Genomic DNA, 26,244 nt, shown 5'->3' with positions numbered 1-26,244 from the left:
TGGCCCTTCTCCAATTCTGACCCATGGGACCGACAAGCGTTCCCCCTCGTACCGATTGCGCCCTTGACAGAGGACTGGTCCAGACCTCTACCGTGATCACGGCCTGATGCCCGGCTGCGTCCGCGGGCGGCGGCCTCCGACGCGTACGACGAGACCCGGGGGGACCTGCGGCATGAGCGACCACACGCTGGCGAACGGCTTCTTCGACGCCGCGATCTCCCTGCTCCAGCAGGTCAGGGACGCCGCCGGGGAGGACATCGCCGCCGCGGGCGGGCTGGTGGCCGACACGATCGAGGAAGGCGGCCGGATCTTCGCCTTCGGCGCCGGGCACTCCTCGCTGCCCGCCCAGGACGTCGTCTACCGCGCGGGCGGCCTCGCCGTGATGAACCTGCTCACGGTGCCCGGCGCGGTCGGTGTCGACGTGCGCCCCGCCACGCTCGGCAGCGCCCTGGAGCGCGTGGACGGGCTCGCGTCCGCCGTGCTCGACACCGGTCCCCTGCGCGAGGGCGATCTGCTCTTCGTCATCTCCCTCTCCGGCCGCAACGCCCTGCCCGTCGAGATGGCGTCGCACGCGCGCAGCCTCGGGATCAAGGTCGTCGGCGTGACATCCGTCGCATACGCGCACGAGACGACGTCGCGGCACTCCAGCGGCACCTTCCTCAAGGACCACTGCGACGTGGTGCTCGACAGCGGAATCCCCGTGGGGGACGCGGAGTTGACGACTGACGGCGTGCCCGCGCCGTTCGCTCCCGCGTCGACGGTGATCACCAGTGCGCTGATGCAGGCCGTGGTCGCCACGGCCGCCGGGGAGCTGGTCTCCCGCGGCATCGAACCGCCGCTGCTGCGCTCCGGGAACGTCGACGGCGGACTCGCATGGAACGACACCGTCATGGAGCGCTACGCGGACCGCATCTTCTACCGCTGACCCGGTCCAGCGCTGACCCGGTCCACCGCTGCCCTGGTCCAGCCCTGATCCGCTCTACCGCTGGCCCGCGCCCGCGGGGCCCGCGGCGCCCGCCGCCTGCGCCGCGCCCGCCATCTGCGCCATGTCGACGGCGGCGGCGATGCGTACGGCGATGTCCTCCGCGTACGCCGCGTCCGTGCGGTCGAAGGAGCGGCGGCTGGAGCCCCGCAGGAAGGTGACCACGCCGAGCGTGCGGCCGCGGCTGCGCAGCACCGTGCACAGCCCGTGGACCGTGCCCTCCGGCCACTTGCGGGCGGCGGCCCACCCGTCGATCACGCTGCTGCCCGCCCCGCCGGTGGCCGCGACGCCGCCGACGCTGGCCCGCACCGAACCGCAGCGCGCGTACGCCTGGTGTGCCGGATGCCCCTCCGGATAGCCGACGGGGATGCCGCCCGGGACGCCGGGAACGCCGGGCACCCCCGGGATACCGGAGCCGGTGCTCCCCGCGATGCCCTGGGGGAGCGACGGCGACGGGCCCGGTCCCGCCGCCGGGGTGGACGCGACGCGCACCAGGCGGGGGCTCGCGCCCTGACCGTCCGCGTCGAGGCCGTGACCGTCGTCGCGGTGGCCGCCGTCGCCCTCTGCACCGCCGTCGCCGCCGAAGGCGTCGCGGCCGGAGTCCCCGCGGTCACCGGCGGGCAGCGCCAGATCGAGCAGGGCGTGATCGGCGAAGCCGGCGAGGGCGAAGTCGAGGTGGACCGTCGCCGCCTCCATCGGCTTCTCGCACTCGGCGGCGGCACGCGCCGCACGGTGCAGCTGGTTGTCCCGGAAGCGCAGCCGGTCGGTCTCCTGCTCCTGGCGCTTGGACTCGGTGACGTCCTGGAAGAGCCAGGCGACGCCGAGCGGCACCGGCGCCTCCGCCAGCGGCGACGACAGGCGGAGGAAGCCGCTGCGCCAGCACCGGCGGGCCGGGCCGCTGGCCTCTCCCACCGCGGCGACCGCGCCCGTGGCGCCTGCGCCGGGCGCGCTCCCGTCCGTACGGCGTCCCGAGCGCAGCGTCACCCAGATCTCGGCCGGAGCGACGGGCGGGCCGTCGGCCAGCACGTGCTGGAGCGCGCCCTCCAGCTCCTCGACGCCCTGGTCGATGAGTTCGCCCAGCGGACGTCCGAGCATGGCGGCGCGCGAGACGCGGAAGGCGCCGGCGGCCGACACGTTCACCACGGCCGGGCGCAGGTCCGCGTCGACGAGCACCACGCCCCACGTGGCGTCCTCGAAGAGGCACTCGCTGAGCGCGATGGAGCGCTCCAGGTCGATCTGCGCGTGCACCTCGCTGAAGGCGCAGTAGACGCCCATGGGACGGCCGTCGGCCGCGGCGACCCCGGACGCCTGGGTGCGTACGAGGAGCCGCCCGCCGTCCTTCGTCAGCAGCGCGAACTCGTGCACCTGACGACCGGGGGAGTGCATCGCCGCGAGGAGGCGCGCCTGCACCTGCTCGGCGTCGGCCTCGCGCAGCGCCCAGCCCGCCAGTCCCCGCCGTCCGACGGCCTCCTCCTGGCTCCAGCCGAGCAGGCGCTCCGCCTCGCGGTTCCAGTGGGTGACGACGCCGTCGGCGTCGAAGGCGCACAGCGCGGCGTCCATGCCGTCCAGCAGCGCGGCGAGCAGCAGTTCGTCGTCGGGCCCGTGCCTGTCGTCGCCTTCGGACGACGAAGCGGCGTGGGTCCTGGATCGAGCGGACACCTAAGCACCCCCAGCTGAACGCGCCGTACGACTGCCGCCTGCTGCTGCGCGTACGGATCATTCAACTGGAACGTGACGCAGGGCACACGGTGTTCGGCGAAATCGTTGCGCCCCCGAAATCGCTTGCGGGGTCCCTCCGGCGCTGCCTAGCGTGCTGCGTACACGAGAAAGGAGGTGATCCGGTAGATGAAGCTTTCCCGGACGCGTGAGGTGGCTGCGGCCTAGCGCCGACGCCACAGTGTGACGCCGGTATCGCCGGCCAATCTCAATGCAGTCACCCGGCCCGCGGGCTCGTCGGACTCGTCCGACCGGCGCCGTTCGCCACGGCGAGCGGAGCAGCCCGCGGGCCGTCTGCATGTCCGCACATCCGCACGTTCCGCATGTCCGCACGTTCCGCTTGTCCGCACGTTCTGCAAGTTCCGCATGTCCGCCGCCGGTGCCGTCCCGGCGGACCGCCACCGCGGTCGGGGCGGACCGCCGCGTTCCGGCTCAGGGGCAGAGCCGCTCGACCGTCCAGTCCGCGGAGCCCTCGCCCGTACGGACATAGCGCAGCCGGTCGTGCAGCCGGTTCTCCCGGCCCTGCCAGAACTCCACGGAGTCCGCGCGGACCCGGAAGCCGCCCCAGCCCGGCGGCGCCGGCACGTCCTCGCCCTCGGGGTAGCGCTCGGCGAGCCCTGCGTAGAGCCGGTCCAGTTCCGCCCGTGAGGCCACCGTCGAGGACTGCTCGCTCGCCCACGCGCCCAGCTGCGAGCCGTGCGGGCGGGTGCGGAAGTAGGCGGCGGTCTCGTCCCGGCCGATCCGCTCGGCCGTGCCGGAGACGATGATCTGCCGGGCGATGGGGTGCCAGGGGAAGAGCAGCGACGCGTACGGATTGGCGTCCAGCTCGCGGCCCTTGCGGGAGCCGTAGTTGGTGAAGAAGACGAAGCCGCGCTCGTCGTACTGCTTCATCAGCACCGTGCGGGAACTGGGCCGTCCGTCGGGCGCGGCGGTGGAGACGATCATCGCGTTCGGCTCGTGGAGTCCGCTCGCCGCGGCGTCGGCGAACCAGCGCGCGAACTGGCCGTAGGGGTCGGGCGTCAGTTCCTGCTCGGAGAGCCCCTGTGCGCGGTAGCGGGCGCGCATGGCCGCGGGGTCGAGGACGGTGACGGGCACGAGGTCCTCGACGTCCGCGGTGGCGTCCTCGCGGGGCGCGCGCGGGGCGTTGCGGGCGGCTTCTTCATCGGCGTCGGGCACGCGTTCATCTTGCAACATCATCCGCCGCCGCGTCCGTGTGCCTGATCTCACCCCGCACACGGATGCCGGTGCGTGCGGCGAAACCGCAGAATCGTCTGCCGGGTCACCGCGGCCTGTGCACAACGGAGTTGCAGGCCGGTACCGGTGCCGGACCCGGGCCGCCCGCGTACGGCCGACCACCGGCGGGCGGGGATGACCGGGCCGCGCACGGGGCAGGCCCTGGAACGAGTGCGTGGACCGGACGACGTGACCGCGGCGACGCGGGCAGGGCGACGAGCACAATGTGACGTGGAACGGGTCACGGCGTAACGGTCCGCCAGCCGCACGGCGGCGGTGGAACCTTCGCGTCCACGCCCGGCCCGAACACCGACCCGGCCACGCCGCGCCCCCACGACGAGCACGCGCCGGCCGACAACCTCATGAGGAGCCGCCTGATGTCCGACTTCGTACCCGGACTCGAAGGAGTCGTCGCGTTCGAGACGGAGATCGCCGAACCCGACAAGGAGGGCGGCGCCCTTCGCTACCGCGGTGTGGACATCGAAGACCTCGTGGGGCACGTCTCGTTCGGGAACGTATGGGGCCTGCTCGTCGACGGGGGCTTCAACCCGGGCCTGCCGCCCGCCGAGCCGTTCCCGATCCCCGTGCACTCCGGCGACATCCGCGTCGACGTCCAGTCGGCGCTGGCGATGCTCGCTCCCGTGTGGGGTCTGAAGCCGCTGCTCGACATAGACGAGCGGCAGGCGCGCGAGGACCTGGCCCGCGCGGCCGTCATGGCGCTGTCGTACGTGGCGCAGTCCGCGCGCGGACCGGGCGTGCCGATGGTGCCGCAGCAGGAGATCGACAAGGCGGAGACCGTCGTCGAGCGCTTCATGCGGCGCTGGCGCGGCGACCCGGATCCGAAGCACGTCGCCGCCGTCGACGCCTACTGGACCTCGGCCGCCGAACACGGCATGAACGCCTCCACCTTCACCGCCCGCGTCATCGCCTCCACCGGTGCCGACGTCTCGGCCGCGCTCTCCGGAGCGGTCGGCGCCATGTCGGGCCCGCTGCACGGCGGTGCCCCCTCGCGGGTGCTCGGCATGATCGAGGAGATCGAGCGCACCGGGGACGCCGAGGGCTTCGTCAAGCGCCAACTCGACCGCGGTGAGCGCCTGATGGGCTTCGGGCACCGGGTCTACCGGGCGGAGGACCCGCGGGCTCGCGTGCTGCGCCGTACGGCCAGGGAACTGGGCGCGCCGCGCTACGAGGTCGCGGAAGCGCTGGAGCGTGCGGCGCTGGCGGAGCTGCACCAGCGCCGTCCGGACCGGGTGCTGGCGACGAACGTGGAGTTCTGGGCCGCCATCGTCCTGGACTTCGCGGAGGTGCCGGCGAGCATGTTCACGTCGATGTTCACCTGTGCCCGTACGGCGGGCTGGGCCGCGCACGTACTGGAGCAGAAGCGGACGGGGCGGCTGGTGCGGCCGTCGGCGCGTTATGTCGGGCCGGGGCCGCGTGATCCGCGAGAGGTCGACGGGTACGGCGAGGCGCACCACTGAGCGAGTCGGGCGCGTGCATGTAGACGGGGCCGGGCGAGCGGGCGGTGCCGTGCGGGCGTGCGGGGCCAAGTGGGCCGGGGTGCGGGCCGGGCCCGGCGCCGCTCAGCCCGGCCGCCCCTGCCCCTGCCCCGCGCCGTCGGTGTAGGCGTGCAGCCGGGCGGCCCCTTCGAGCATCGCGCGCGCCCTCCGGTCCAGTTCCTCCCGGCGCTGGGCGACCGCGGCGCGCAGCGCGTCCGTACTGCCCGTGCGGCGCAGCCCGTCCAGTACGTCGACGATCCGCGGCAGCGGATAGCGGCTCCGCCGCAGCATGGCGACGAGGCGGGCGTCCCTGATCTCCCGCGCCCCGTAACGGCGGTAGCCGGTCGCCGGGTCGCGGCCGGGCGTGAGCAGACCCGCCTCCTCCCACACGCGCAGGGCCGACGTCCGTACGCCGACGTGTGCGGCCACTTCTCCGATGCGCATCCCGGAGCGCGTCATCCGGTACGCCCCCGGGTCCTGTCCGGCGACCGCTTCGAGCGCGGCAGCGGTCTCTCGCAGTGAGCGGCGCTGCTCGTGCAGTGCCGCGTGGCCCTCGTCGACGAGGGCGAGCGCCAGGGGCAGATCGCCGTCGTGGACGGCGTGCATGATCGCCTGGGCGGCGTGTGGGCCGTGGCCGTCGGAGAGGGCGCGGTAGGCGAGCAACGCGCCGCGATGCGGCTCGGTGAAGACGCGGTAGCCGGAGTCCGTACGGGATGCGGGCGGCAGGACCCCGGACGCCTCGTAGTTGCGGATCTGCTGTGCCGATACGCCGGCCGCCCGCGCGAGGTCGACGGGGCGGAGCCGCGCGGTCCCCGCCATCCCCGCCGTGCTCTCAAGGCTCACCTTCTGCCGCCCCCTCTTTCGCCCGTGCGCCACTCGTCCCCGTAACCTGCCACCCTCCCCGTGCAGTTGAGGGTTCTCGGGCGAACTCCTGCGGAGCCTCCGCAAAAGCCTCAACGTGCACTTCAATGAGAAACTTTAAGGTATGAATGCCGCGGAGAACATCGAGGAGAAGCAGCAGCCGGCGCCGCAGCCCATGCCGTCCGCCCCACGCCGTACGGACGACGCCATCCGCGTCGAGGGCGCGCGCCTGCACAACCTCAAGAACGTCTCGCTCACCGTTCCCAAGAACTCGCTCGTCGTGCTGACGGGCCTCTCCGGTTCCGGCAAGTCCACGCTCGCCTTCGACACCCTGCACAGGGAGGGGCAGCGGCAGTACCTCGAATCGCTCGGCATGGTCACGATGTTCGTGAGCAAACCGGCCGTGGACTCGATCACCGGGCTGTCGCCGTCGATCAGCGTGGACCAGTACCTGACGAACCGCAGCCCGCGCTCCACGGTCGGCACGGTCACCGAGGTCTTCACCTACATGCGGCTGCTGTGGGCCCGGATCGGGCGCCGCCGCTGCCTGGCGTGCGGCGGGGACGTGCCGCCCTCCTACGACGTGGAAGGAGCGGACGACCGGGACGGGGCGTACGGCGGGGACGGGGCGTACGACGGGGACGGCGGAGAGGGTGAACACGGTGAAGTCGCCCGGCCCGGCGGGGACTTCGAAGCCGGTGTGCGGACCGGAGACACCGGAGAGGGCCACGGGGAGGCCGGTGGCCGCGGTGCCGGGCCCGCCGTGCCGTGCCCGCACTGCGGCAAGCCCGTGCCCGAACTGGTCATGGGCAGCTTCTCGTTCAACAAGCCCGACGGCGCCTGCCCCGCCTGCACCGGCCTGGGCACCGTCTTCCACGCCGACTTGGACAGCCTCCTCGACGAGAGCCGCAGCGTCGCGGGAGGCGCGGTGCGCGGCTGGCATCCTCTGGTGACCGAGCGCAACATCCCCGTACTGCACGCCGCGGCACGGCACTTCGGCTTCACCTTCGACCCGGACCTGCCGGTGAAGGAGTACGGGCAGGCGCAGCGCGATCTGCTGCTGCACGGTGCCGAGAGCGACGCCTTCCGCAGGCACTTCCCCGGTACGAAGCCGCCCGCGATCGTCACTCGCGGACGCTTCGAGGGCGTCGTGACCAACATGCTGCGCCGCTACGCCGAACGCATCGACGACGCCGACTACCGCGAGAAGGCCGAGCGTTCACTCGTCAAAGAGGTGTGCACCGACTGCGCGGGCACCCGGCTGCGGCCGGAGAGCCGGGCGGTGACCGTCGCGGGCATCACCATCGTGGACGCGGCGCGCATGTCCCTCGTCGAACTCGCCTCCTGGGTCGACGAGTTGGCGGACACCGCCGCCGGAAAGGAGCGGCTCGTCACCGAGCCCGTCGTGGCCGATCTGCGGGATCGTGTGCGCAGGCTCGTCGACGTGGGCGTCGGCTATCTGACGCCGGAGCAGGCCACGCCCAGCCTGTCGGCCGGTGAGGCGCAGCGGCTGCGTCTCGCGTCGCTGCTCGGTTCGGGGCTCACCGGAGTGCTGTACGTGCTGGACGAGCCCACCATCGGCCTGCACCCCTCGGACACCGGGCGGCTCATCCAAGTGCTGTGCAGCAGGCTGCGGGACTTGGGGAACACGGTGCTCGTCATCGAGCACGACCTGGAGATGCTGAGGGCCGCCGACCACGTCGTCGACGTCGGGCCGGGCGCGGGACGCGACGGCGGCCGGATCGTCGCCACGGGCACGGCGCAGGAGGTGGCCGCGACGCCGGGCTCGGTGACCGGCGACTGCCTCTCCGGGCGGGTGACCATGCCGGGGCCGGATTCGCCGCGTACGGGCAGCGGCGCGTCGCTCGTCGTACGCGGCGCGCGTGCCCACAACCTCAAGGGCGTCACCGCGCGCCTCCCGCTGGGCAAGTTCGTTGCGGTGAGCGGGCCTTCGGGTTCGGGGAAGTCGTCGCTGCTCTTCGACGTCCTCGACCGTGCCGCGCGCAGGCACTTCCACGGAACGGGCGAACTCCCGGGCCCGCACGAGGAGATCACGGGCTGGGAGCATCTGGACAAGGTCGTCACGATCGACCAGCAGCCCATCAGCCGCATGCCGCGTTCGAACGCCGCGACGTACTCCGACGCCTTCACCCCCATCCGGGAGGCCTTCGCCGCGACCCCCGGCGCCCGCGAACTCGGCCTCACCGCAAAGCACTTCTCCCCCAACGTGGCGGGCGGCCGGTGCGAGCGCTGCACCGGCTCCGGCGTGCTCAGCGTCTCCATGCACTTCCTGCCGGACGTGGAGGTGCGGTGCCCGGCGTGCCGCGGGCGCCGCTTCCGCGGCGAGGTGCTCGCGGCGCGGTACGGGGAGGCTGCGCGGTACGGGAAGGCTGCGCCTTACGGGAAGCGTGCGCGGTACGCGAAGGGGGAGGCCGCCGACGTGTCGCGCGGGAGCGGCCATGACATCGCCGAGGTGCTGGAGATGACCGTCGAGGAGGCGCTGGGCGTCTTCGCCGACGTGCCGAGGGCCGAGTCGCGGTTGCGGCGGCTGAGCGAAGTCGGCCTCGGCTACCTGCGGTTGGGGCAGCCCGCGACGACGCTGTCGGGCGGCGAGGCACAGCGCATCAAGCTCGCGCGGGAGTTGGGGCAGCGCTCGACGGGACGCACGCTCTACCTGCTCGACGAGCCGACGACGGGACTCCATGTGGCGGACACGGCACGGCTGCTGGCCGTGCTCCAGCAACTCGTCGACGCGGGCAACACGGTCGTCACCGTCGAGCACGACCTCCACGTCATCGGGGCCGCGGACTGGGTGATCGACCTGGGCCCCGCCGGCGGCGCCGCCGGCGGCGAGATCGTCGCGGAGGGCACCCCGCGCGAGGTCTCGCGCGTGGCCGCGTCCAGAACGGGGGCGTTTCTGCGGGGGCGGTAGGGGTCAGGTCAGGCCCCTGTGGCGAGCCGACGGGCCGACGGGGGCCCGACCGCCGGGGCGGCGGCCCCGTGCCGGAGGCGCGGGCGCTGGCGCGGTGGCTGACGGCCGACGGCTGACGGCTGACGGCTGACGGCTGACGGCTGACGGCTGACGGCTGACGGCTGACAAATATTGTCAGCCCGTCTCTGTCACCACCCGGAGGGCACCTTCGGCCCCTTCGCTTGCGCCCCGTCCTCACACAACGCGCTCCGCCCGGAAGCGGCTGCGCCGCACAGGCGGGGGGCGGGACCGGGCGAGACCTCGGAACGCCGGGCTCCGCCCGGGCAGTTGCACCGCACAGGCGGGGACGGGCGCGGGACCGGGCACACCTCGGAGCGCCGCGCTCCGGTCCGCCCTCCGGCGCCGGGCGCCGGACCCCGTTCGCCGCCGCGCAGCGGCAACCGCCGACGACGCGCACCGGGGCGATCCGCGGGCCCGTGAGGGCCCTACCGGACGGCCGTCGGCTTCTCCGGCTCCCCGTCCCCGTCCGCGTCCGGCTCCCCGCCCTTGTCCGGGTCGGCGAGGAACTGCCGTTCCAGGGCGAGTCGTTCCTCCTCGGTCGGGTCGCTGCTCAGGGAGTCGACGAGTGCGGCGCGCTCCGCGTCGGTCTCGGGCCTCAGCAGCCCGATGCCCACGTACAGCACCAGCGACGTCAGCACGGGGAAGCCCACCGTGACGGCCTCCGACGCGTCGCCCACGCCCCAGTACAGATACGCCCACACCGCGAGCCCGCCGGCCCACGACACGATCGCGGCCATCGGCCCGATCCGCTTGAACCACGGCAGCAGCCCCAGCATCAGCGGGATCGAGATGGGCCCCATGGTCGCGGCCACGATGCTCACGACCACGGTCATGATGAAGCCGTCCGGGTCGCTGAGCAGGGCCAGCGCCATGCTCGCCGTCACGAAGGCGACCGTGGTGACGCGGGCGAAGAGCAACTGCCCGCGCTGGGTCAACCGCCGTACGCGCGGCACGAGTACGGGCGCGAGGTCGCGGGTGATGACGGCCGTGATGACGTTGGCGTCGGAGGCGACCATGGCCATGGTGTGCGAGAAGAAGCCGGCCAGCAGCAGCCCGATGAAGCCCGTGGGCATCAGTTCCTGCGCGAGACGTACATAGGAGTCCTCGGAGTTGCTCAGGCCGGGCACGATGAGCGGCGCCGCGATCATCGGCACGAAGAGGATGAACGGCCAGACCAGCCACAGCCCGGCGGAGAGCAGCGCAGACCTGCGGGCGCGGGAGCCGTCGGGCGCGGACATGTAGCGCTGCGCCAGGTTCCACATGCCGCCGTTGTACTCGAAGGTCTTCACCAGCAGGAACGCCAGGATCAGCCCGGCCGTCACATTGCCCGCGACGGGGTGGCCGTGTCCCTCGGGCAGGTCGCCCCACATCGTCCACAGCGACGAGACGCCGCCGAGGTGCGCCATGACGGCGAAGAGCATCGCGAATCCGGCGACGGCCTGGATGACGAACTGCCCGAAGTCGGTGAGGACATCGGCCCACAGGCCGCCGAACGTCACGTAGAACATGGTGCACACGCCGGTGACGCCGATGCCCCACACCAGCGGTACGTCCGCGAAGCCCTGCAACAGCACTGCTATCGCTACCCACTTGGCCGCGATGTCGACGACCTTGAGCACTGCGCCGCTGTAGGCGAGCACCTGCTGGGTGGGCAGGTTGTAGCGGACGGCGAGATATGCGAGCGGCGAGTTGACGCCGTGCTTGGCGCGCAGCCGGTTCCAGCGCGCGGCGAAGACGAACGCGCCGACGCCGATGCCGAGTCCGATGGTCAGCGGCCACCAGAAGTAGACGGTGACGCCGTAGTCGTACGCGACGGCAGCGAAGGTCACGAACATGATCGCGCTGTAGCCGGACATGTGGTGGGAGATGCCGGAGAGCCACCAGGGGACGCGGCCGCGGGCGGTGAAGAAGTCCGCCACGTTCTCGACGCGGGTCTTCGACCAGGCCCCGATGGCCAGCATCACGAAGAAGTAGGCGCCGACCACGGTCCAGTCGAGTACGGACATCACGACTCCTCGCATTCAGCGTGCGCCGGCACGTTCGGCACGTTCAGCGCGTCGTACGGCAGGTTCGGCACGGACCACCGGCACCGCCGCAGGCGCCGCACCGTCCCCGCGACATCCGCGCAACGTCCCCTGCACCGCGACCCGTTCATCATCATGAACGCCTGCCAGGTTTATGAATCGACGTCACCATAGAAGTGCCCACGTAGAGCGTCAATAGCGCGCACAAGCGCATATCACCGCGGAGACGAACGACCTGACGGCGGACCGCAGTTGCGGCCCGCCGTCCACGTCGGTGAATGAGGACCGCTACCTCGCGAGCGCGTCCCGGACGATCGACTCCCACTGCGCGACGACCCGTTCACGCCGCGCGCTGTCGTCCGTCAGCAGATTGGCCAGCCCCAGGCCGCGGGCCATGTCGAGCAGCCCCTGCACCGTCTCGCGGACGCCCGGCACAGACTCGTCCGCGCCCAGCAGCTCCACCGCCATCCGGTGCGTCTCCCGGCCGATCCGCGCCTCCAACGCCGTTACGCGCGGGCCCAGTTGGGGTTCGTTCGAGGCCGCGACCCACAGTTGCAGCGCGGCCCGGAAGAGCGGCCCGGTGTAGAGGTCGACCAGCATCCCGACGGCCGCCTTCGTGCCGTCCGTACCCCCCTGCTCGTTCGCGGCTCCCTGCCCGCCCGCACGCGCCGGGGACCGCAGCGCCTTGGAGCGCTCCTCGGCCACGTACTCGACCGCCGCGGTGAACAGGTCCTCGCGGGTGGGGAAATGGTGCTGCGCCGCGCCGCGCGAGACCCCCGCGTGCTCGGCCACGACCGTCACCGTGCTGCCCGTCCAGCCGTGTTCGGCGAGACATGTGACCGCCGACTCCAGCAGCCGCTGCCGCGTCGCGCGGCTGCGGTCCTGCTTGGGTGCGGCCCCGCGGACGTTCACGGCACCCATGCGGGCTCCCGTCGCTCGAGGAAGGCGGTCATGCCCTCGCGGGCCTCGTCGGACGCGAACAGCCGCGCGGACAGCTCCGCGAGGCTGTCGGTGTCCCGGTCGAAGACGCGCAGCACCTCGGCCGTGACCAGCCGCTTCGACTCCGCGAGGCCCTGCGGGGAGCCGCGCCGCAGCCCGTCGAGCACGGGCGCCAGCATCTCCCCGGCGTCCTCGCCGTCCTCCGCCGCCATGGTCACCAGCCCGATGCGGGCGGCCTCAGCGGCGCCGAAGCGCTCGCCGGTGAGGTAGTAGCGGGCGGCGGCCCGCGCGTCGAGACGCGGGAGCAGCGGCATGGAGATCACCGCCGGAGCCACCCCGATACGGGCCTCGGTGAAGGCGAAGCTCGAACCCGGCCCGGCCACCGAGATGTCGCACGCCCCCAGCAGGCCGGTGCCGCCCGCCCGCACATGCCCGTCGACGCGTGCGACGACCGGCTTCGGCAGTTCCACGATCGTGCGCAGAAGTGCCGCCAGGTCGCCGGGACTTCCGCTGCCCTCCCGCAGATCGGCGCCCGCGCAGAAGGTGTTGCCGGTGTGCGTGAGCAGCACCGCGCGCACCCGGGGATCGTCAGCGGCGCGTTCCAGTCCGGCGTAGAGCCCGGAGACGAGGCCGCTGGAGAGCGCGTTGCGGTTGTGCGGGGAGTCGAGGGTGAGCACGGCGACGCCCTGCTCGTACGCGCTGCGCACCGGCGGGCCTTCGGGCGGTGCCGCCCCGTCGCTTCCCGTTCCGTCGCTCCCCGTTCCGGTGCTTCCCGCCCCGCCGCTTCCCGTTCCGGTTCCCGTCACTTCTCTCCGGTCCTCTCCGCGGCCCGCAGCTCGCGCCGGAGGATCTTGCCGCTGACCGCGCGCGGCACCTCCGCCGTGAACTCCACCCGCCGCACCTTCTTGTACGGGGACACCCGCTCCGCCACGTGGGCCAGCACGTCCGCCTCGCTCAGCCGCGCGCCGTCCTCGCCCTCCTGCCGTACGACGAAGGCCTTCGGCACCTCGTTGCCCTCCTCGTCCGTCACGCCGATGACCGCGGCGTCCGCGATCGCGGGGTGTCCGAGGAGCACGGCCTCCAGCTCGGCCGGTGCCACCTGCCAGCCCTTGTACTTGATCAGCTCCTTGACGCGGTCGACGACGTAGAGCCAACCGTCGGCGTCCACGCGCCCGATGTCGCCGGTGCGCAGCCAGCCGTCGGCGTCGATCATCGCGTCGGTCTCGCCCGTACGCCCCAGGTAGCCCTTCATCACCTGCGGCCCGCGGAAGAGCAGTTCGCCCGCCTCGCCCTCGCCCGCCTCGCCCTCGCCGGCGTCGCGCCCGGGGTCGTCGAGGGAGACGATCCGCATCTGCGTGGACGGCAGCAGCTTCCCGACCGCTCCGGGCGGTGCGTTCACGTGCCGTGGCACGACGTGCGTACCGGGCGACAGCTCGGTCATGCCGTACGCCTGCTTGACGACCGGCACGTTCAGCCGCCGTCCGCACGCCGTGGCCAGCTCGGCGTCGAGCGGCGCGGCGGCGCTGAGGACGAACTCCAGCGAGGACAGGTCGTATTCGTCCACGGCGGGGTGCTTGGCGAGGGCGAGCACGATCGGGGGCGCGACATAGAGGATGTTGACTCGGTGCTGCTCGACGGCCGCGAGGAACTGCCTCAGTTCGAAGCGGGGCAGCACCACGACACTGGAGCCGTTGCGCAGCGGCGCGTTCAGCAGCGCCGTCAGTCCGTAGATGTGGAAGAACGGCAGCACCGCCAGCAGCCGGTCCTCGGGGCCCGTCGGGATCAGCGGGGCGAGCTGGGCGAGGTTGGTGGCGATGTTGCGGTGGGTGAGCATCACGCCCTTCGGCATGGACGTGGTGCCCGAGGAGTACGGCAGCGCGGCGAGGTCCTGCCCGGGGTCCACGGCCACCCGCGGTTCCGGCGCGGTGCTCTCGCGCATGTCGAGGACGCTGCGGTACCCCTCCGCGCGGTCGCACACGAAGATCTCCCTCACGCCCCGGTCCGGGTACCCCGAGCGCTCGGCGGCCTGCCGCGCCGTCTCCAGCAGCGGCGAGACCGTCACGAGCCAGCGCGCTCCGCAGTCGCCGAGCTGGCGTGCCAGCTCCTCGGCCGTGGCCAGCGGATGGACGGTGCTGACGGCCGCTCCCGCGCGGGTCGCCCCGTAGAAGACGGCAGGAAAGGCAAGGGTGTTGGGGCTGTGCAGCGCCAGCACGTCGCCCTTGCGCAGCCCGGCGTCGGCCAGGGCGGCGGCGATGCGGCGGGAGAAGGCGTCGAGCTGCGCATAGGTCAGGGCGGTGCCGTCGAGGCCGTCGACGAGCGCCGTACGGCCCGCGTGCTCCACGGCGGAACGGCCCAGCACGGCGTCGTGGATGGCCTCGTCGAGGACGGGGACGTCGGCGTACTCGCTGTGGAAAATCATGCGGCCCTCCCGGAGCGGCGTGGTCGTCGGCGGCGCGGCGCGGCCTGCGGGGCGCGGCCTGCGGTCCGTCCACGACCGCCGATCGCGCCGCCCCGCCGAACCCGGAACCCGGAACCCGGAACCTCAGTACGACTTGGGCAGGCCCAGTGTCTGATGCGAGACGAAGTTGAGCACCATCTCACGGCTTACGGGGGCGATACGGGCCACACGCGAGGCCGTGATCAGGGAGGCGATGCCGTACTCCCGGGTCAGCCCGTTGCCGCCGAGGGTGTGCACCGCCTGGTCGACGGCCTTCGCACACGCCTCGCCGGCCGCGTACTTGGCCATGTTGGCCGCCTCGCCCGCGCCCATGTCGTCGCCCGCGTCGTAGAGCGCGGCGGCCTTGGCCATCATCAGCCGGGCGAGCTCCAGCTCGATGTGGGCCTGGGCGAGCGGGTGCGCGATGGCCTGGTGGCTGCCGATGGGCTCCTTCCACACCGTGCGCGTACGGGCGTAGTCCAGCGCCCGGTCGACGGCGTGACGGCCCATGCCGATCGCGAAGGCGGCCGTCATGATGCGCTCGGGGTTGAGGCCGGCGAAGAGCTGGAGCAGCCCGGCGTCCTCGCCGTCCCCGCCGCCGACGAGGGCGTCAGCGGGCAGCCGTACGTCGTCGAGTACGAGCTCGAACTGCTTCTCGGGAGCGGCGAGTTCCATGTCGATGGGGCTGCGCGTGAACCCGGCCGCGTCGCGCGGGACGATGAACAGGCAGGGCTTGAGCCTGCCCGTGCGCTCGTCCTCGGTGCGGCCGACGATGAGCGTGGCGTCGGCGATGTCGACGCCGGAGATGAAGACCTTGCGGCCGGACAGCAGCCAGTCCCCTTCCCCGGACTCCGCCACGGAGGACGCCGGGTCGCGGCGTGCGGTCGTGGTGATGCGGTGGGAGTTGGAGCCCGCGTCGGGCTCGGTGATGCCGAAGGCCATCTTGCGGCTGCCGTCCGCCAGTCCGGGCAGCCATTCGCCCTTCTGCTCCTCGGTGCCGAAGCGTGCGATGACCGTGCCGCAGATGGCGGGCGAGACGACCATCATCAGCAGAGGGCAGCCGGCGGCGCCCAACTCCTCCAGGACGATGGCGAGTTCGGACATGCCCCCGCCTCCGCCTCCGTACTCCTCGGGGAGGTTGACGCCGAGGTAGCCGAGGGACGCGGCCTCGGCCCACAGTTCGTCGGTGTGCTTGCCCTCGGCCACGACGCCGGTGAAGTACTCGCGCCCGTAGCGTTTTCCGAGCGCGGCGACGGCCGCTCGCAGGTCGCGCTGTTCCTCGGTCTCCAGCAGGGCGGCGTTCGCTTGGGGCATGACGGCTCCTTCTCGGCGGAGGACGGCTGGTTCGGGGCGGTGGGGCTGGTGGCGGCTGTCGGGGGTGGTGGGGTGCCGGTGCTCGTCAGGGGACGGTGCTCGTCAGGGGACGGTGCTCGTCAGGGGGCGGACGCCGGTGCGGGCTCCGCGGCGGCGGCTCCGGACGTCTGCGCGGGCTGCGCCGTCCGTGCCGTCTCCGTCGACTGCGCCGGCTGCGTGGTGCCGTTCTCGGAGACGACGGCGAGCAGTTCGCCGACCTCCACCTGACGGCCGGGTTCGGCGTGCAGCGCGGTGAGGGTGCCGGAGGCGGGCGCCACGACCTTGTGCTCCATCTTCATCGCCTCCAGCCACAGCAGCGGCTCCCCGGCCTTGACGGCCGAACCGACGGCCAGACCGGGCACGACGCGTGCGACGGCACCCGGCATGGGGGCCAGCAGCGAACCGGGGTCGTTGACCGTCTCCGGCTCCCGCAGCCGGGGAAGGGCGGTGAAGGCGTACGAGCCCAGGGGCGGCGGCGCGTCGACATGGACGTGCGAACCGCCGTCCCCGTCCGCGTAGTTCCCGCCGTCCCCGTAACGCGCCACCGCGAAGTCCCGGCGCACACCGTCCACTTCGAGGGCGACGCGCCCGGGCGCGGCCTCCAGCAGGCGGACGCTCGGCCCTCCAGCCTCGCCGAGGCCGCCCAAGTCGCCGCCCTCCAGGCGCAGTCCGTCGCGGGTGAGGCGGTAGCGGACCTCGATCTCGTCGCCCGAGGGCTCGGCGCGGTACGTCTTCGACTGCGGATGCGCGGGCACGTTGCGCCAGCCGCCGAGCCTCGCGGAGACGCTGCCGCCGGTGGCGCGCGTGCGTGCCGCGTCCGCCAACGCCGCGGCCAGAGCGGCCAGTCGGCGGTTCTGCTCGCCTCCGGGCTCGGGCCCGGACTCGCCACCGGACTCGGGCCCGGTCGCGGTGAGCGCCTCCAGATTGCGGTCGTAGAAGCCGGTGTCGAGGCGGCCCGCGGCGAAGTCCGGGTGGCGCAGCGACCGCACGAGCAGATCGCGGTTGGTCACCGGCCCGTGCACGCTCGCACGCTCCAGCGCGGACGCCAGCCTGCGCACGGCCTCACGGCGGGTCGGCGCCCACGCGACGACCTTGGCAAGCATCGGGTCGTAGTGCACGCCGATGACGTCGCCGTCGCTCACGCCGCTGTCCAGGCGCACCCCGGCGGGCGCGCCCGCGGCCGTGGCCGCGGACCAGGCCTGCCAGGCGCCCGGGACTTCGAGCCGGTGCAGGATGCCGGTCTGCGGCTGCCAGCCACGCGCCGGGTCCTCCGCGTAGAGGCGGGCCTCGACGGCGTGTCCACGGGCTGCCGGCGGCCCGTCCGGGTCCAGCGGCTCGCCCTCGGCGACGCCGAGTTGCAACGCGACGAGATCCACGCCGTGCACGCACTCGGTGACGGGGTGCTCGACCTGGAGCCGGGTGTTCATCTCCAGGAAGTACGCGCGGGGTTCGCCCTCGCCCTCGCCCTCACCCTCACCGGTGCCGTGACCGTCGCCCGTGCCGGAGCCGTCGCCCGTACCGTGACTGTCACCCGTACCGCCGCCCGCGACGAGGAACTCCACGGTGCCCGCACCCCGGTAGTCCACGGCGCGTGCCGCGTCGGCCGCCGACTCGTGCAGCACGTCGAGCAGTCCGGGGCTCAGCCCGGGAGCGGGGGCCTCCTCCACGACCTTCTGGTGGCGCCGTTGCAGCGAGCAGTCGCGGGTGCCGAGCGTCCACACCGTCCCGTGCGCGTCGGCGAGGATCTGCACCTCCACGTGGCGTCCGCGCTCGACATACGGTTCGACGAAGACCTCGCCGTCCCCGAAGGCCGCCGCGGCCTCCGCGCGTGCCGCCTCGATCTCCCCTTCCAGCGCGGCGAGTTCGCGCACGATCCGCATGCCGCGTCCGCCGCCGCCCGCCGCGGCCTTCACCAGCAGCGGCAGGTCACCTCCGGTCGCGTCCTCCGGGCGTACGGGATCGAGCAGCGGCACGCCGGCCTCGCGCATCAGCTCCTTCGCACGCGTCTTGGACGCCATCGCCTCGATCGCCGCGGGCGGCGGCCCGATCCATACGAGGCCGGCGTCGAGCACGGCACGCGCGAAACCGGCGTTCTCGGAGAGGAATCCGTATCCGGGGTGCACCGCGTCGGCGCCCGCGGCGAGCGCGGCCTCGACGATCAGATCGCCGCGCAGATACGTGTCCGCGGGCGAGTCGCCGGGGAGCCGCACCGCGGCGTCGGCCTCCAGCACATGCGGGGCGCGCGCGTCGGCGTCCGAGTGGACGGCGACCGTGGCGACGCCCAGTTCCGCGCACGTACGGAAGACGCGCCGGGCGATCTCCCCGCGGTTCGCGACCAGCACCGATGTGATCATTCTCTGCTCCACTCCGCCCATCGCAGCACTCGCACTCCCCGTACGTCCCGCAGCCGTCACGGCGCTCACATCCTGAAGACGCCGAAGCCGCCGCGCGCGCCCTCGACCGGAGCCGTGTGGATGGAGGACAGGCACAGACCGAGCACCGTGCGGGTGTCGCGGGGGTCGATCACGCCGTCGTCGTAGAGCCGTCCGGACAGGAACATCGGCAGCGACTCCGCCTCGATCTGCTGCTCGACCATCGCCCGCAGCCCGGCGTCGGCCTCCTCGTCGAACGGCTTGCCCTTCGCCGCGGCCGACTCCCGCATCACGATCGACATCACGCCCGCGAGCTGCTGCGGGCCCATGACCGCCGACTTGGCGCTCGGCCACGCGAACAGGAACCTCGGGTCGTAGGCCCGGCCGCACATCCCGTAGTGGCCCGCCCCGTAGCTGGCGCCCATCAGCACCGACAGGTGCGGCACCTTCGAGTTGGACACGGCGTTGATCATCATCGCGCCGTGCTTGATGATGCCGCCCTGCTCGTACTCCTTGCCGACCATGTAGCCGGTGGTGTTGTGCAGGAACAGCAGCGGGATGTCGCGCTGGTTGGCCAGCTGGATGAACTGGGTGGCCTTCTGCGACTCCTCGCTGAACAGCACGCCGCGCGCGTTGGCGAGCACGCCCAGCGGATAGCCGTGCAGCCGCGCCCAGCCGGTGACGAGGCTCGTGCCGTAACGCGGCTTGAACTCGTCGAAGTCGGAGCCGTCCACGACCCGGGCGATCACCTCGCGCGGGTCGAACGGCGTCTTCAGATCGCCGGGCACCACGCCGAGCAGCTCGTCCTCGTCGTACTTCGGCGGCGCCGGGACGCCGGCCGAACCGCCGTGCGCCTTGCGCCAGTTGAGACGGGAGACGACGCGGCGGGCCTGGCGGAGCGCGTCCGGCTCGTCGAGCGCGAAGTAGTCGCCGAGCCCAGAGACGCGGGTGTGCATGTCGGCGCCGCCCAGCTCCTCGTCGCCGGCCTCCTCGCCGGTCGCCATCTTCACCAGCGGCGGGCCGCCGAGGAAGACCTTCGACTGCTCCTTGACCATGATCACGTGGTCGGACATGCCGGGAACGTAGGCGCCCCCGGCCGTCGAATTGCCGAACACGACGGCCAGCGTGGGGATTCCGGCCTCCGACAGCCGGGTGAGGTCGCGGAAGAGCGCGCCGCCCGGGATGAAGATCTCCTTCTGGCTGGGCAGATCCGCGCCGCCGGACTCGACGAGGCTGATGCAGGGCAGGCGGTTGGCGTAGGCGATCTCGTTGGCGCGCAGCGCCTTCTTCAGCGTCCACGGGTTGCTGGCGCCGCCCCGTACGGTCGGATCGTTCGCCGTGATCAGGCACTCGACGCCCTCGACGACGCCGATGCCCGTGACCAGCGAAGCGCCGACGGTGTAGTCGCTGCCCCAGCCGGCCAGCGGCGACAGTTCGAGGAACGGGGTGTCGGGGTCGAGCAGCAGCTCGATGCGCTCGCGGGCGAGCAACTTGCCGCGTTTGCGGTGGCGTTCGGTGTACTTCTCGCCGCCGCCCGCGACCGCCTTCGCCAGTTCGGCGTCCAGTTCGGCGATCCGGTCGAGCATCTGCTGCCGGTGTCCGGCGTAGTCGGCGCCGGAGACGTCCAGCGCCGAGGTCAGCACACTCACGGGAGAAGTCCTTCCGGGATGTCCGTCATTCGTGAACGCAGCCACTCCCCGAGGGCCTTGGCCTGCGGGTCGAAGCGGGCCTGGGAGGCGACGCCCTCGCCGAGGAGGCCGTCGACGGTGAAGTTGAGCGCGCGGAGATCGGGGAGGACGTGCCTGGTGACTGTCAGATGACGGATTTCAGGTAGCAGATGACAAATTTCATCAACTGTCAGCGCATGCACCAACCACCGCCACGCCTCGTCCGTACGCACCCACACGCCCACGTTCGCGCTGCCGCCCTTGTCGCCGCTGCGCGCACCGGCCAGCGCGCCCAGCGGAGTCCGGCGCGGCCGCCCGTACGCTTCCGGGAGCGGATCGGGCAACGGTTCGGGCAGCGGCGGCTCTTCGACGGGCTCCAGGCGCTGCGTCTTCGGCGGCGGCGGTACGTCCACCCTCTCCGCGCCGGGCAGCACCGCCACGTGCGGCACGCTCGCCGCGTCCTCCCACGCGGCCTCGAACACCCCGTACGGAGAGCCCTTTCCGGGCGGCGCCGTCACATGGAACCCGGGGAAGCTGGCCAGCGCCAGCTCGATCGCCGCCCCGCTCACCGCCCGCCCGACGGCCGCCTCGTCCGGGTCGCGCACCGTCAGCCGCAGCAGCGCACTGGCCTCCTCCTGCACGGGCGCGTCCGCGTGGTCGGTGCGCGCGAGGGTCCAGCTCACCTCCGCCGGGCGCCGGACCCCCGGCCCGGACAGCTGCGCCTCCAACTGCCGCCGTACGAGCGCCGCCTTGACCTCGATGTCGAGCCCCGTCAGCACGAACGTGACCTCGTTTCGCCAGCCGCCCATCCGGGTCAGGCCGACCTTCAGCTCCGGGGGCGGCGCCTCACCGCGTACGCCGTCGATCCGCACCCGGTCCGTGCCGTCCTCCGACAGGCGCACCGTGTCCAGCCGGGCGGTCACGTCCGGACCGGCGTAGCGGGCGCCCGCCGTCTCGTAGAGCAGCTGGGCGGTGACCGTGCCGGGCGTCACCGCGCCGCCGGTGCCGGGATGCTTGGTGATGACGGAGCTTCCGTCCCGCGCGATCTCCGCGAGGGGGAAGCCCGGCCGGGTCACGTCGATGCCCTCCTGCGCGAAGAACGCGTAGTTGCCGCCGGTGGCCTGCGCGCCGCACTCCAGCACGTGACCGGCGATCACGGCGCCCGCGAGCGCGTCCCAGTCGTCGTCCGCCCAGCCGAAGTGGGCCGCCGCCGCACCGCTGACCAGCGCGGCGTCCGTCACCCTGCCGGTCACGACGACGTCGGCGCCGGCGCGCAGGCACTCGGCGATGCCGCCGCCGCCCAGATACGCGTTGGCCGTCAGCACGCCCTCGCCCCAGCCCCCGGCCGCGTCGCCGGACGGCCCCCGTGCCAGTACGTCGTCGCCCTCCACATGCGCGACGGCCGCCGGCACACCGGCCCGCTCGCTCAACTCCCGTACGGCGTCGGCCAGTCCGGCCGGATTGAGCCCGCCCGCGTTGACCACGATCCGCACCCCGCGCTCCTTCGCGAGGCCCAGCCCGGTCTCCAGCTGCCGCAGGAAGGTCTTCGCATAGCCGCGCGAGGGGTCCTTCAGCCGGTCGCGGCCGAGGATCAGCATGGTCAGTTCGGCGAGGTAGTCCCCGGTCAGCACGTCGAGCCCGCCGCCGGTGAGCATCTCCTCCATCGCTCCGAAGCGGTCGCCGTAGAAGCCGGAGCAGTTGCCGACGCGCAGCACGTCCGCGTCGGCGCCGATGCCCGGGGCGCCCCCGCCTGCCTGGGCGCCGCCGGTCCCCGGGGCGCTGCCCGCCCCGGCGCTCACAGCTGCTCCTCCTTGCGTGCGCGCCCCTCTCCGGGCGGTCCCGCGAAGGCCTGCGCGATCTCCAGCCACCGCTGCGCGTCGGCCCCTTCGGCCCGTACGCGCGCGTCGTCGCGGTGTATCCGCTGCGTCACCAGGCGGCAGAAGCCGACGGCGTCACCGGTCACGCGCTGCGCCGCGTCCTGCGGGCCGTGGGTCCACAACTCGCCGCCGGGGCCTTTCAGTTCGACGCGGAACGGCTCCCCCGGCGGCTGGAGCCCGCGCACGGCGTAGGCGAAGTCCCGTGCCCGCACGCCGATCCGTACGACATGACGCAGCCGCTCCGTCGGAAGGCGCGGCACACCGAGCGCGTCGGCCACGTCCTCGCCGTGCGCCCAGGTCTCCATGATCCGCGCGGTGGCCATGCCCGCGGCGCTCATCGACGGGCCGTACCACGGGATCCGCCGCCCCTTCGGCAACTCGCCGAGCACCCGCAGCAGTTCGTCCCGCCCGGCACGCCAGCGCTCCAGCAGGACGGCGGGCGGCTGCGCGGCGCCCGTCTCCGCGCCCTCGTCGACGAAGGTGCCGGGCGAGGCGAGCGCCGCCTGCGAGGCGTCGCGGAAGGCTGGTTCGTCGGTCGCGGCCAGCAGCGTCTGCTCGTCGGTCCAAGCGAGATGGGCGATCTGGTGGGCCACGGTCCAGCGGGGCGCGGGCGTCGGCAGGGCCCACTCCTTGGCGTCGAGCCCGGCGACCAGCCCTTCCAGGGCCTCGCCCTCGTCCCGGAGGTCCGCGAGGACCGCTCCCGTCACGTCTCCGGCGTCGTCCGCCATCCCGCGCCCGTCCCTTTCCGCCACCGCCCCGGGCTCCCGCCCGGCGTGACCAGCGCATATGTGTCGTATACCGGTCGTGCACCAGCCGTCCGCGAGCCGCGCGCCGCCCGCATACCGGCCCGCACACGGGCCCGCACACGGGCCGCGTGCCGACTGCATGCCGACCGTGCGGCGGCCGTACGCGGGCCGTATACCAGCCGTGCGCCGACCGCATACCGGCACCGCGCCCGCGGACGCCGGTGCCCGTACGCGTACTCGCAGCCGGACTCGGACTCGCGCCCGTCCGGCACCCATTGAGCGTGACAGCGCGAGGAAAAACAAGCAAGCGTGCTTGCATTACTCTTCGGGGCGCCCGGCCGCCCCCTCCCCGCGCCCAGGGTCCGTCTCCTTACTGCTCCTCCCCGCGGCGCGCCTCCGCCCGCTCCAGTCCTTCCGCGAGCACCTCCGCCAGATGACGGCTGCGGTGCCCGCCCAGCTGCTCCAGCTGCGTACGGCACGAGTAGCCGTCGGCCAGCAGCTCCGCGTCCGGCCCGGCCTCCCTTACGGCGGGCAGCAGTTGATCCTCGGCGCACGCCGCGGACACCTCGAAGTGCCCCTTCTCGAAACCGAAGTTGCCCGCGAGTCCGCAGCAGCCCTTGCTCAACTCCCCGGTCAGGCCTGCCCGTTCACGCAGCCGCCGGTCCTCGGCGTCCCCGATGACGGCGTGCTGATGGCAGTGGGTCTGACCGGCGACGGGACGGTCCACGCGCGGCGGCCGCCACCCGGGCGCGTACTCCTCGAGGGTCTGCGCGAAGGTCCGTACGGAGTCCGCGAGTTGCCGCGCACGCGGGTCGTCGCCCAGCAGCTCCGGAACGTCGGTGCGCAGCGCCGCGGCGCACGGCGGCTCCAGCACGGTCACCGGCAGCCCCGCGTCCAGGGCGGGCTGTACGCGGTCCAGCGTGCGGCGCATGACGGCACGGGCCTGGTCGAGCTGGCCGGTGGAGACGTAGGTGAGGCCGCAGCAGACCTGCCCGTCCGGGACGCTCACCCGCAGCCCGGCGTCCTCCAGCACCCGCACGGCAGCCGAACCGGCCTCCGGAGACAGGTAGTTGGTGAAGGTGTCGGGCCACAGCACGATCTCGCGGGCGGCGCCGTCGGCGGCTGCCTCAGGGCCGGCGGCGGCTTCGGCGGCACCGCCCGCAGCCGCGCCGAAACCCGCACCGGCACCGGAGGCCGCACCCGCATCGGCACCCGCACCGGAACCGGAGGCCGTACCCGCACCGGGACCCGAACCGCGCCGCTTCCACCACCGCGTGAAGGGCACCCGCGCCAGCGGCGGGATCGCCCGCTCCGGCGCGAGCCCGCCGAGCCGCTTCGCCAGTGCCGCCAACGGCCCTACCCGCGCCGCCGCGTTGAGCAGCGGCACCGTGCGGCTCGCCGCCGCGAGCCGCAGCCACTGCGGCAGCCGCCCCATCGAGTAGTGCGCCATCGGGCGGCGCCTGCCCTCGTAGTGGTGGTGCATGAACTCGGCCTTGTATGTGGCCATGTCGACGGAGACCGGGCAGTCGCTGCGGCAGCCCTTGCACGACAGGCACAGGTCGAGGGCCTCGCGGACCTCCTCCGACCGCCAGCCGTCCGTGACCACTTCGCCCGCGAGCATCTCGTGCAGCAGCCGGGCGCGGCCCCGCGTGGAGTGCCGCTCCTCGCCGGTGGCCCGGAAGGACGGGCACATCACGCTCGAACCGGCCTCCGTGTTACGGCACTTGGCGACGCCCACACAGCGCCGTACCGCCGCCGAGAAGTCGCCGCCGTCGTGCGGATAGCCGAACTCGACGTCCACCGGCTCGCGCGGCAGCGGCGCGAAGCGCAGGTTCTCGTCGATGCGCGCGGGACGCACCAGCATCCCCGGGTTGAGCCCGCCCGACGGGTCCCACAGGTCCTTGAAGCGTCCGAAGAGGCCGACCATCTCCTCCCCGTACATCCGCGGCAGCAGCTCCGCCCGCGCCTGCCCGTCGCCGTGCTCGCCGGAGAGCGAGCCGCCGTGTGCGACGACCAGGTCCGCCAGGTCCGCCGAGAAGGCACGGAAGCGCCGGATCCCGGCGTCGTCCATCAGATCGAAGTCGATGCGCACATGGATGCAGCCGTCCCCGAAGTGCCCGTACGGCAGCCCCCGCAGCCCGTGTTGGTCCAGCAGTGCCCTGAAGTCCCGCAGATACGCGCCCAGTCGGGGCGGCGGCACGGCGCAGTCCTCCCAGCCGGGCCACGCCTCCGTGTCCCCGAGCCGGGTCGCCGTGCCCGAGGCGTCCTCGCGGATGCGCCACAGCGCGCGCTGCGCCGCGGGCGCCACGACGAGCCGGTGGTCGGTGGTGCCGTCCGCCGCCGCGCGGCACAGCTCCTCCGCGCGGGAGCGCGCGTGCGCCTCGTCGTCGCCCCCGACCTCGACGAACAGCCAGGCGCCGCCGCGCGGCAGATCGGCCCGCGCCGCGTCGGAGACCAGGTCGTTCGCCATGCCCTCGACGGTCAGCGGCCCGTGCGCGAGCAGACCCGCGGCGGCCTCCGCGGCCGCGCTCTCGTCCGCGTAACCGAGCACCGCCAGCACCCGCGCCCCCGGAACCGGAACCAGCCCGACCCTGGCCCGCGTCAGCACGCCCAGCGTGCCCTCGCTGCCGGTGAAGACCCTCGCCCAGTCCTCGCCCTTCTCGGGCAGCAGCTCGTCCAGGGCGTAACCCGAGATGCGGCGCGGCAGTTCGGGGAAGCCGGTGCGCAGCCGCGACAGCTCGCCGCTCACCAGGGCGCGCACCTCCTCGCGCAGCGGCTCGGGCACTCCCTCGCCACCGGGGGCGAGCGTCATCCGCTGCCCGCCGTAGCCGGTGACCTCCAGCTCCCGTACGTTGTCGGCCGTCGTGCCCCAGGCGACGGAGTGCGAGCCGCACGAGTTGTTGCCGATCATCCCGCCGAGGGTGCAGCGGCTGTGCGTGGACGGATCGGGGCCGAAGGTCAGTCCGTGCGGTGCCGCGGCGTCCCGCAGCCGGTCGAGGATCACTCCGGGCTGCACGAGCGCGGTGCGCGTCTCCGGGTCGACGGACTCGATGCGGTCCATGTGCCGTGTGAAGTCGAGCACCACGCCGGTGCCGGTGGCCTGTCCCGCGATGGACGTGCCGGCGCCGCGCGCCACGACGGGCACGCCCTGTTCGCGGCAGACGGCGAGCACCGCCTCCACGTCGTCGCGGTCGCGGGGTGCGACCACGCCCACCGGTACGCGCCGGTAGTTCGAGGCGTCCATCGTGAAGAGCGAGCGCGTGCCCGTGCCGAAGCCGATGTCACCGCCGGGCACCGCCTCGCGCAGCGCCCGTTCGAGCTCGCGCGCCTGAGTACGCGCGGCGGTCGCCTCCGCCGCCGTTCCCGCCCCTGTCCCCGCCTGTGCCCGTGCCTGTGCCCGTGCCTGTTCCTGTGCTGACTGTGCCGCTGTGCGCGCGTGTGCCTCTGCCATGGGTCAAGCGTGCACGCTGAGGGCCCCGGAAGGGCACCCTCACCTGGCGATACGGGGCTCTTCGGCCCGCCGGTCCCGTACGGGGAGGAGCCTCACGG

16 protein-coding genes are annotated in these 26,244 nt (G+C 73.2%); 3 read left to right on the top strand and 13 right to left on the bottom strand.

Annotation, left to right across the window (positions count from 1 at the left end; translation table 11 throughout):
* The first annotated feature begins 172 nt into the window (after positions 1-172).
* Complete coding sequence (locus HCC61_RS16430; protein WP_169136207.1) at positions 173-925, top strand: SIS domain-containing protein; 753 nt, start codon at positions 173-175, stop codon at positions 923-925.
* A gap of 54 nt (positions 926-979) precedes the next feature.
* Here HCC61_RS16430 and HCC61_RS16425 read toward each other — a convergent pair whose 3' ends face one another.
* Both HCC61_RS16425 and pdxH read right to left on the bottom strand, forming a co-directional pair.
* A complete protein-coding gene (locus HCC61_RS16425) occupies positions 980-2,641 on the bottom strand; it encodes a PAS domain-containing protein (RefSeq protein WP_169136206.1) in 1,662 nt (553 codons plus the stop codon).
* A gap of 489 nt (positions 2,642-3,130) precedes the next feature.
* A complete protein-coding gene (gene pdxH, locus HCC61_RS16420) occupies positions 3,131-3,763 on the bottom strand; it encodes a pyridoxamine 5'-phosphate oxidase (protein ID WP_169136406.1) in 633 nt (210 codons plus the stop codon).
* 545 nt (positions 3,764-4,308) lie between these two features.
* Between pdxH and HCC61_RS16415 the strand changes: the two genes are divergently transcribed.
* Positions 4,309-5,409 carry a citrate synthase 2 gene (locus HCC61_RS16415; RefSeq protein WP_169136205.1) on the top strand — a complete coding sequence of 367 codons (1,101 nt, stop codon included), beginning with the start codon at positions 4,309-4,311 and terminating at the stop codon, positions 5,407-5,409.
* A 102-nt stretch (positions 5,410-5,511) separates the two neighbouring features.
* On the opposite strand, the gene HCC61_RS16410 is transcribed toward HCC61_RS16415, so the two are convergent.
* Positions 5,512-6,246 (bottom strand): MerR family transcriptional regulator, encoded by a 735-nt coding sequence (locus HCC61_RS16410; protein WP_169136405.1) that lies wholly within the window; start codon positions 6,244-6,246, stop codon positions 5,512-5,514.
* A 217-nt stretch (positions 6,247-6,463) separates the two neighbouring features.
* Between HCC61_RS16410 and HCC61_RS16405 the strand changes: the two genes are divergently transcribed.
* A complete protein-coding gene (locus tag HCC61_RS16405) occupies positions 6,464-9,220 on the top strand; it encodes an excinuclease ABC subunit UvrA (protein WP_240969064.1) in 2,757 nt (918 codons plus the stop codon).
* A 485-nt stretch (positions 9,221-9,705) separates the two neighbouring features.
* On the opposite strand, the gene HCC61_RS16400 is transcribed toward HCC61_RS16405, so the two are convergent.
* The 10 genes from HCC61_RS16400 to HCC61_RS16355 form a co-directional block, all read right to left on the bottom strand.
* Positions 9,706-11,286, bottom strand: coding sequence for a sodium:solute symporter family protein (locus tag HCC61_RS16400; RefSeq protein WP_169136204.1), 1,581 nt, complete (start codon positions 11,284-11,286; stop codon positions 9,706-9,708).
* Between the two features lie 306 nt (positions 11,287-11,592).
* On the bottom strand, positions 11,593-12,225 hold the full coding sequence (locus tag HCC61_RS16395; RefSeq protein WP_169136203.1) for a TetR/AcrR family transcriptional regulator: 633 nt from the start codon (positions 12,223-12,225) through the stop codon (positions 11,593-11,595).
* The gene (locus HCC61_RS16390; RefSeq protein WP_169136403.1) at positions 12,213-12,950 is read right to left on the bottom strand and encodes an enoyl-CoA hydratase family protein; all 738 of its coding nucleotides are present in this window, start codon (positions 12,948-12,950) and stop codon (positions 12,213-12,215) included. Before HCC61_RS16390 ends, HCC61_RS16395 begins: the two co-directional genes overlap by 13 nt.
* Positions 12,951-13,045: 95 nt before the next feature.
* Entirely contained in the window at positions 13,046-14,662 is a 1,617-nt protein-coding gene (locus tag HCC61_RS16385; RefSeq protein WP_169136202.1) for an AMP-binding protein, read from the bottom strand.
* A 123-nt stretch (positions 14,663-14,785) separates the two neighbouring features.
* Positions 14,786-15,994: an acyl-CoA dehydrogenase family protein gene (locus HCC61_RS16380; RefSeq protein WP_169136201.1), complete on the bottom strand. Its 1,209-nt coding sequence runs from the start codon at positions 15,992-15,994 to the stop codon at positions 14,786-14,788.
* A gap of 119 nt (positions 15,995-16,113) precedes the next feature.
* On the bottom strand, positions 16,114-18,387 hold the full coding sequence (locus HCC61_RS16375; RefSeq protein ID WP_169136200.1) for a biotin carboxylase N-terminal domain-containing protein: 2,274 nt from the start codon (positions 18,385-18,387) through the stop codon (positions 16,114-16,116).
* Positions 18,388-18,452: 65 nt separating this feature from the next.
* Positions 18,453-20,054, bottom strand: coding sequence for a carboxyl transferase domain-containing protein (locus HCC61_RS16370; protein WP_169136199.1), 1,602 nt, complete (start codon positions 20,052-20,054; stop codon positions 18,453-18,455).
* Entirely contained in the window at positions 20,051-21,805 is a 1,755-nt protein-coding gene (locus HCC61_RS16365; protein ID WP_346777250.1) for an acyclic terpene utilization AtuA family protein, read from the bottom strand. Before HCC61_RS16365 ends, HCC61_RS16370 begins: the two co-directional genes overlap by 4 nt.
* 62 nt (positions 21,806-21,867) lie before the next feature.
* The gene (locus HCC61_RS16360) at positions 21,868-22,677 is read right to left on the bottom strand and encodes a TIGR03084 family metal-binding protein (protein WP_169136197.1); all 810 of its coding nucleotides are present in this window, start codon (positions 22,675-22,677) and stop codon (positions 21,868-21,870) included.
* 388 nt (positions 22,678-23,065) lie between these two features.
* Complete coding sequence (locus tag HCC61_RS16355) at positions 23,066-26,146, bottom strand: FAD-binding and (Fe-S)-binding domain-containing protein (RefSeq protein ID WP_169136196.1); 3,081 nt, start codon at positions 26,144-26,146, stop codon at positions 23,066-23,068.
* Positions 26,147-26,244 lie beyond the last annotated feature (98 nt).

The sequence above is a fragment of the Streptomyces sp. HNM0575 genome (assembly GCF_012726265.1).
Lineage (GTDB): Bacteria > Actinomycetota > Actinomycetes > Streptomycetales > Streptomycetaceae > Streptomyces.
Note: the sequence above shows the minus strand (reverse complement) of the source record. Positions and strands in the feature narration are given on the sequence as shown.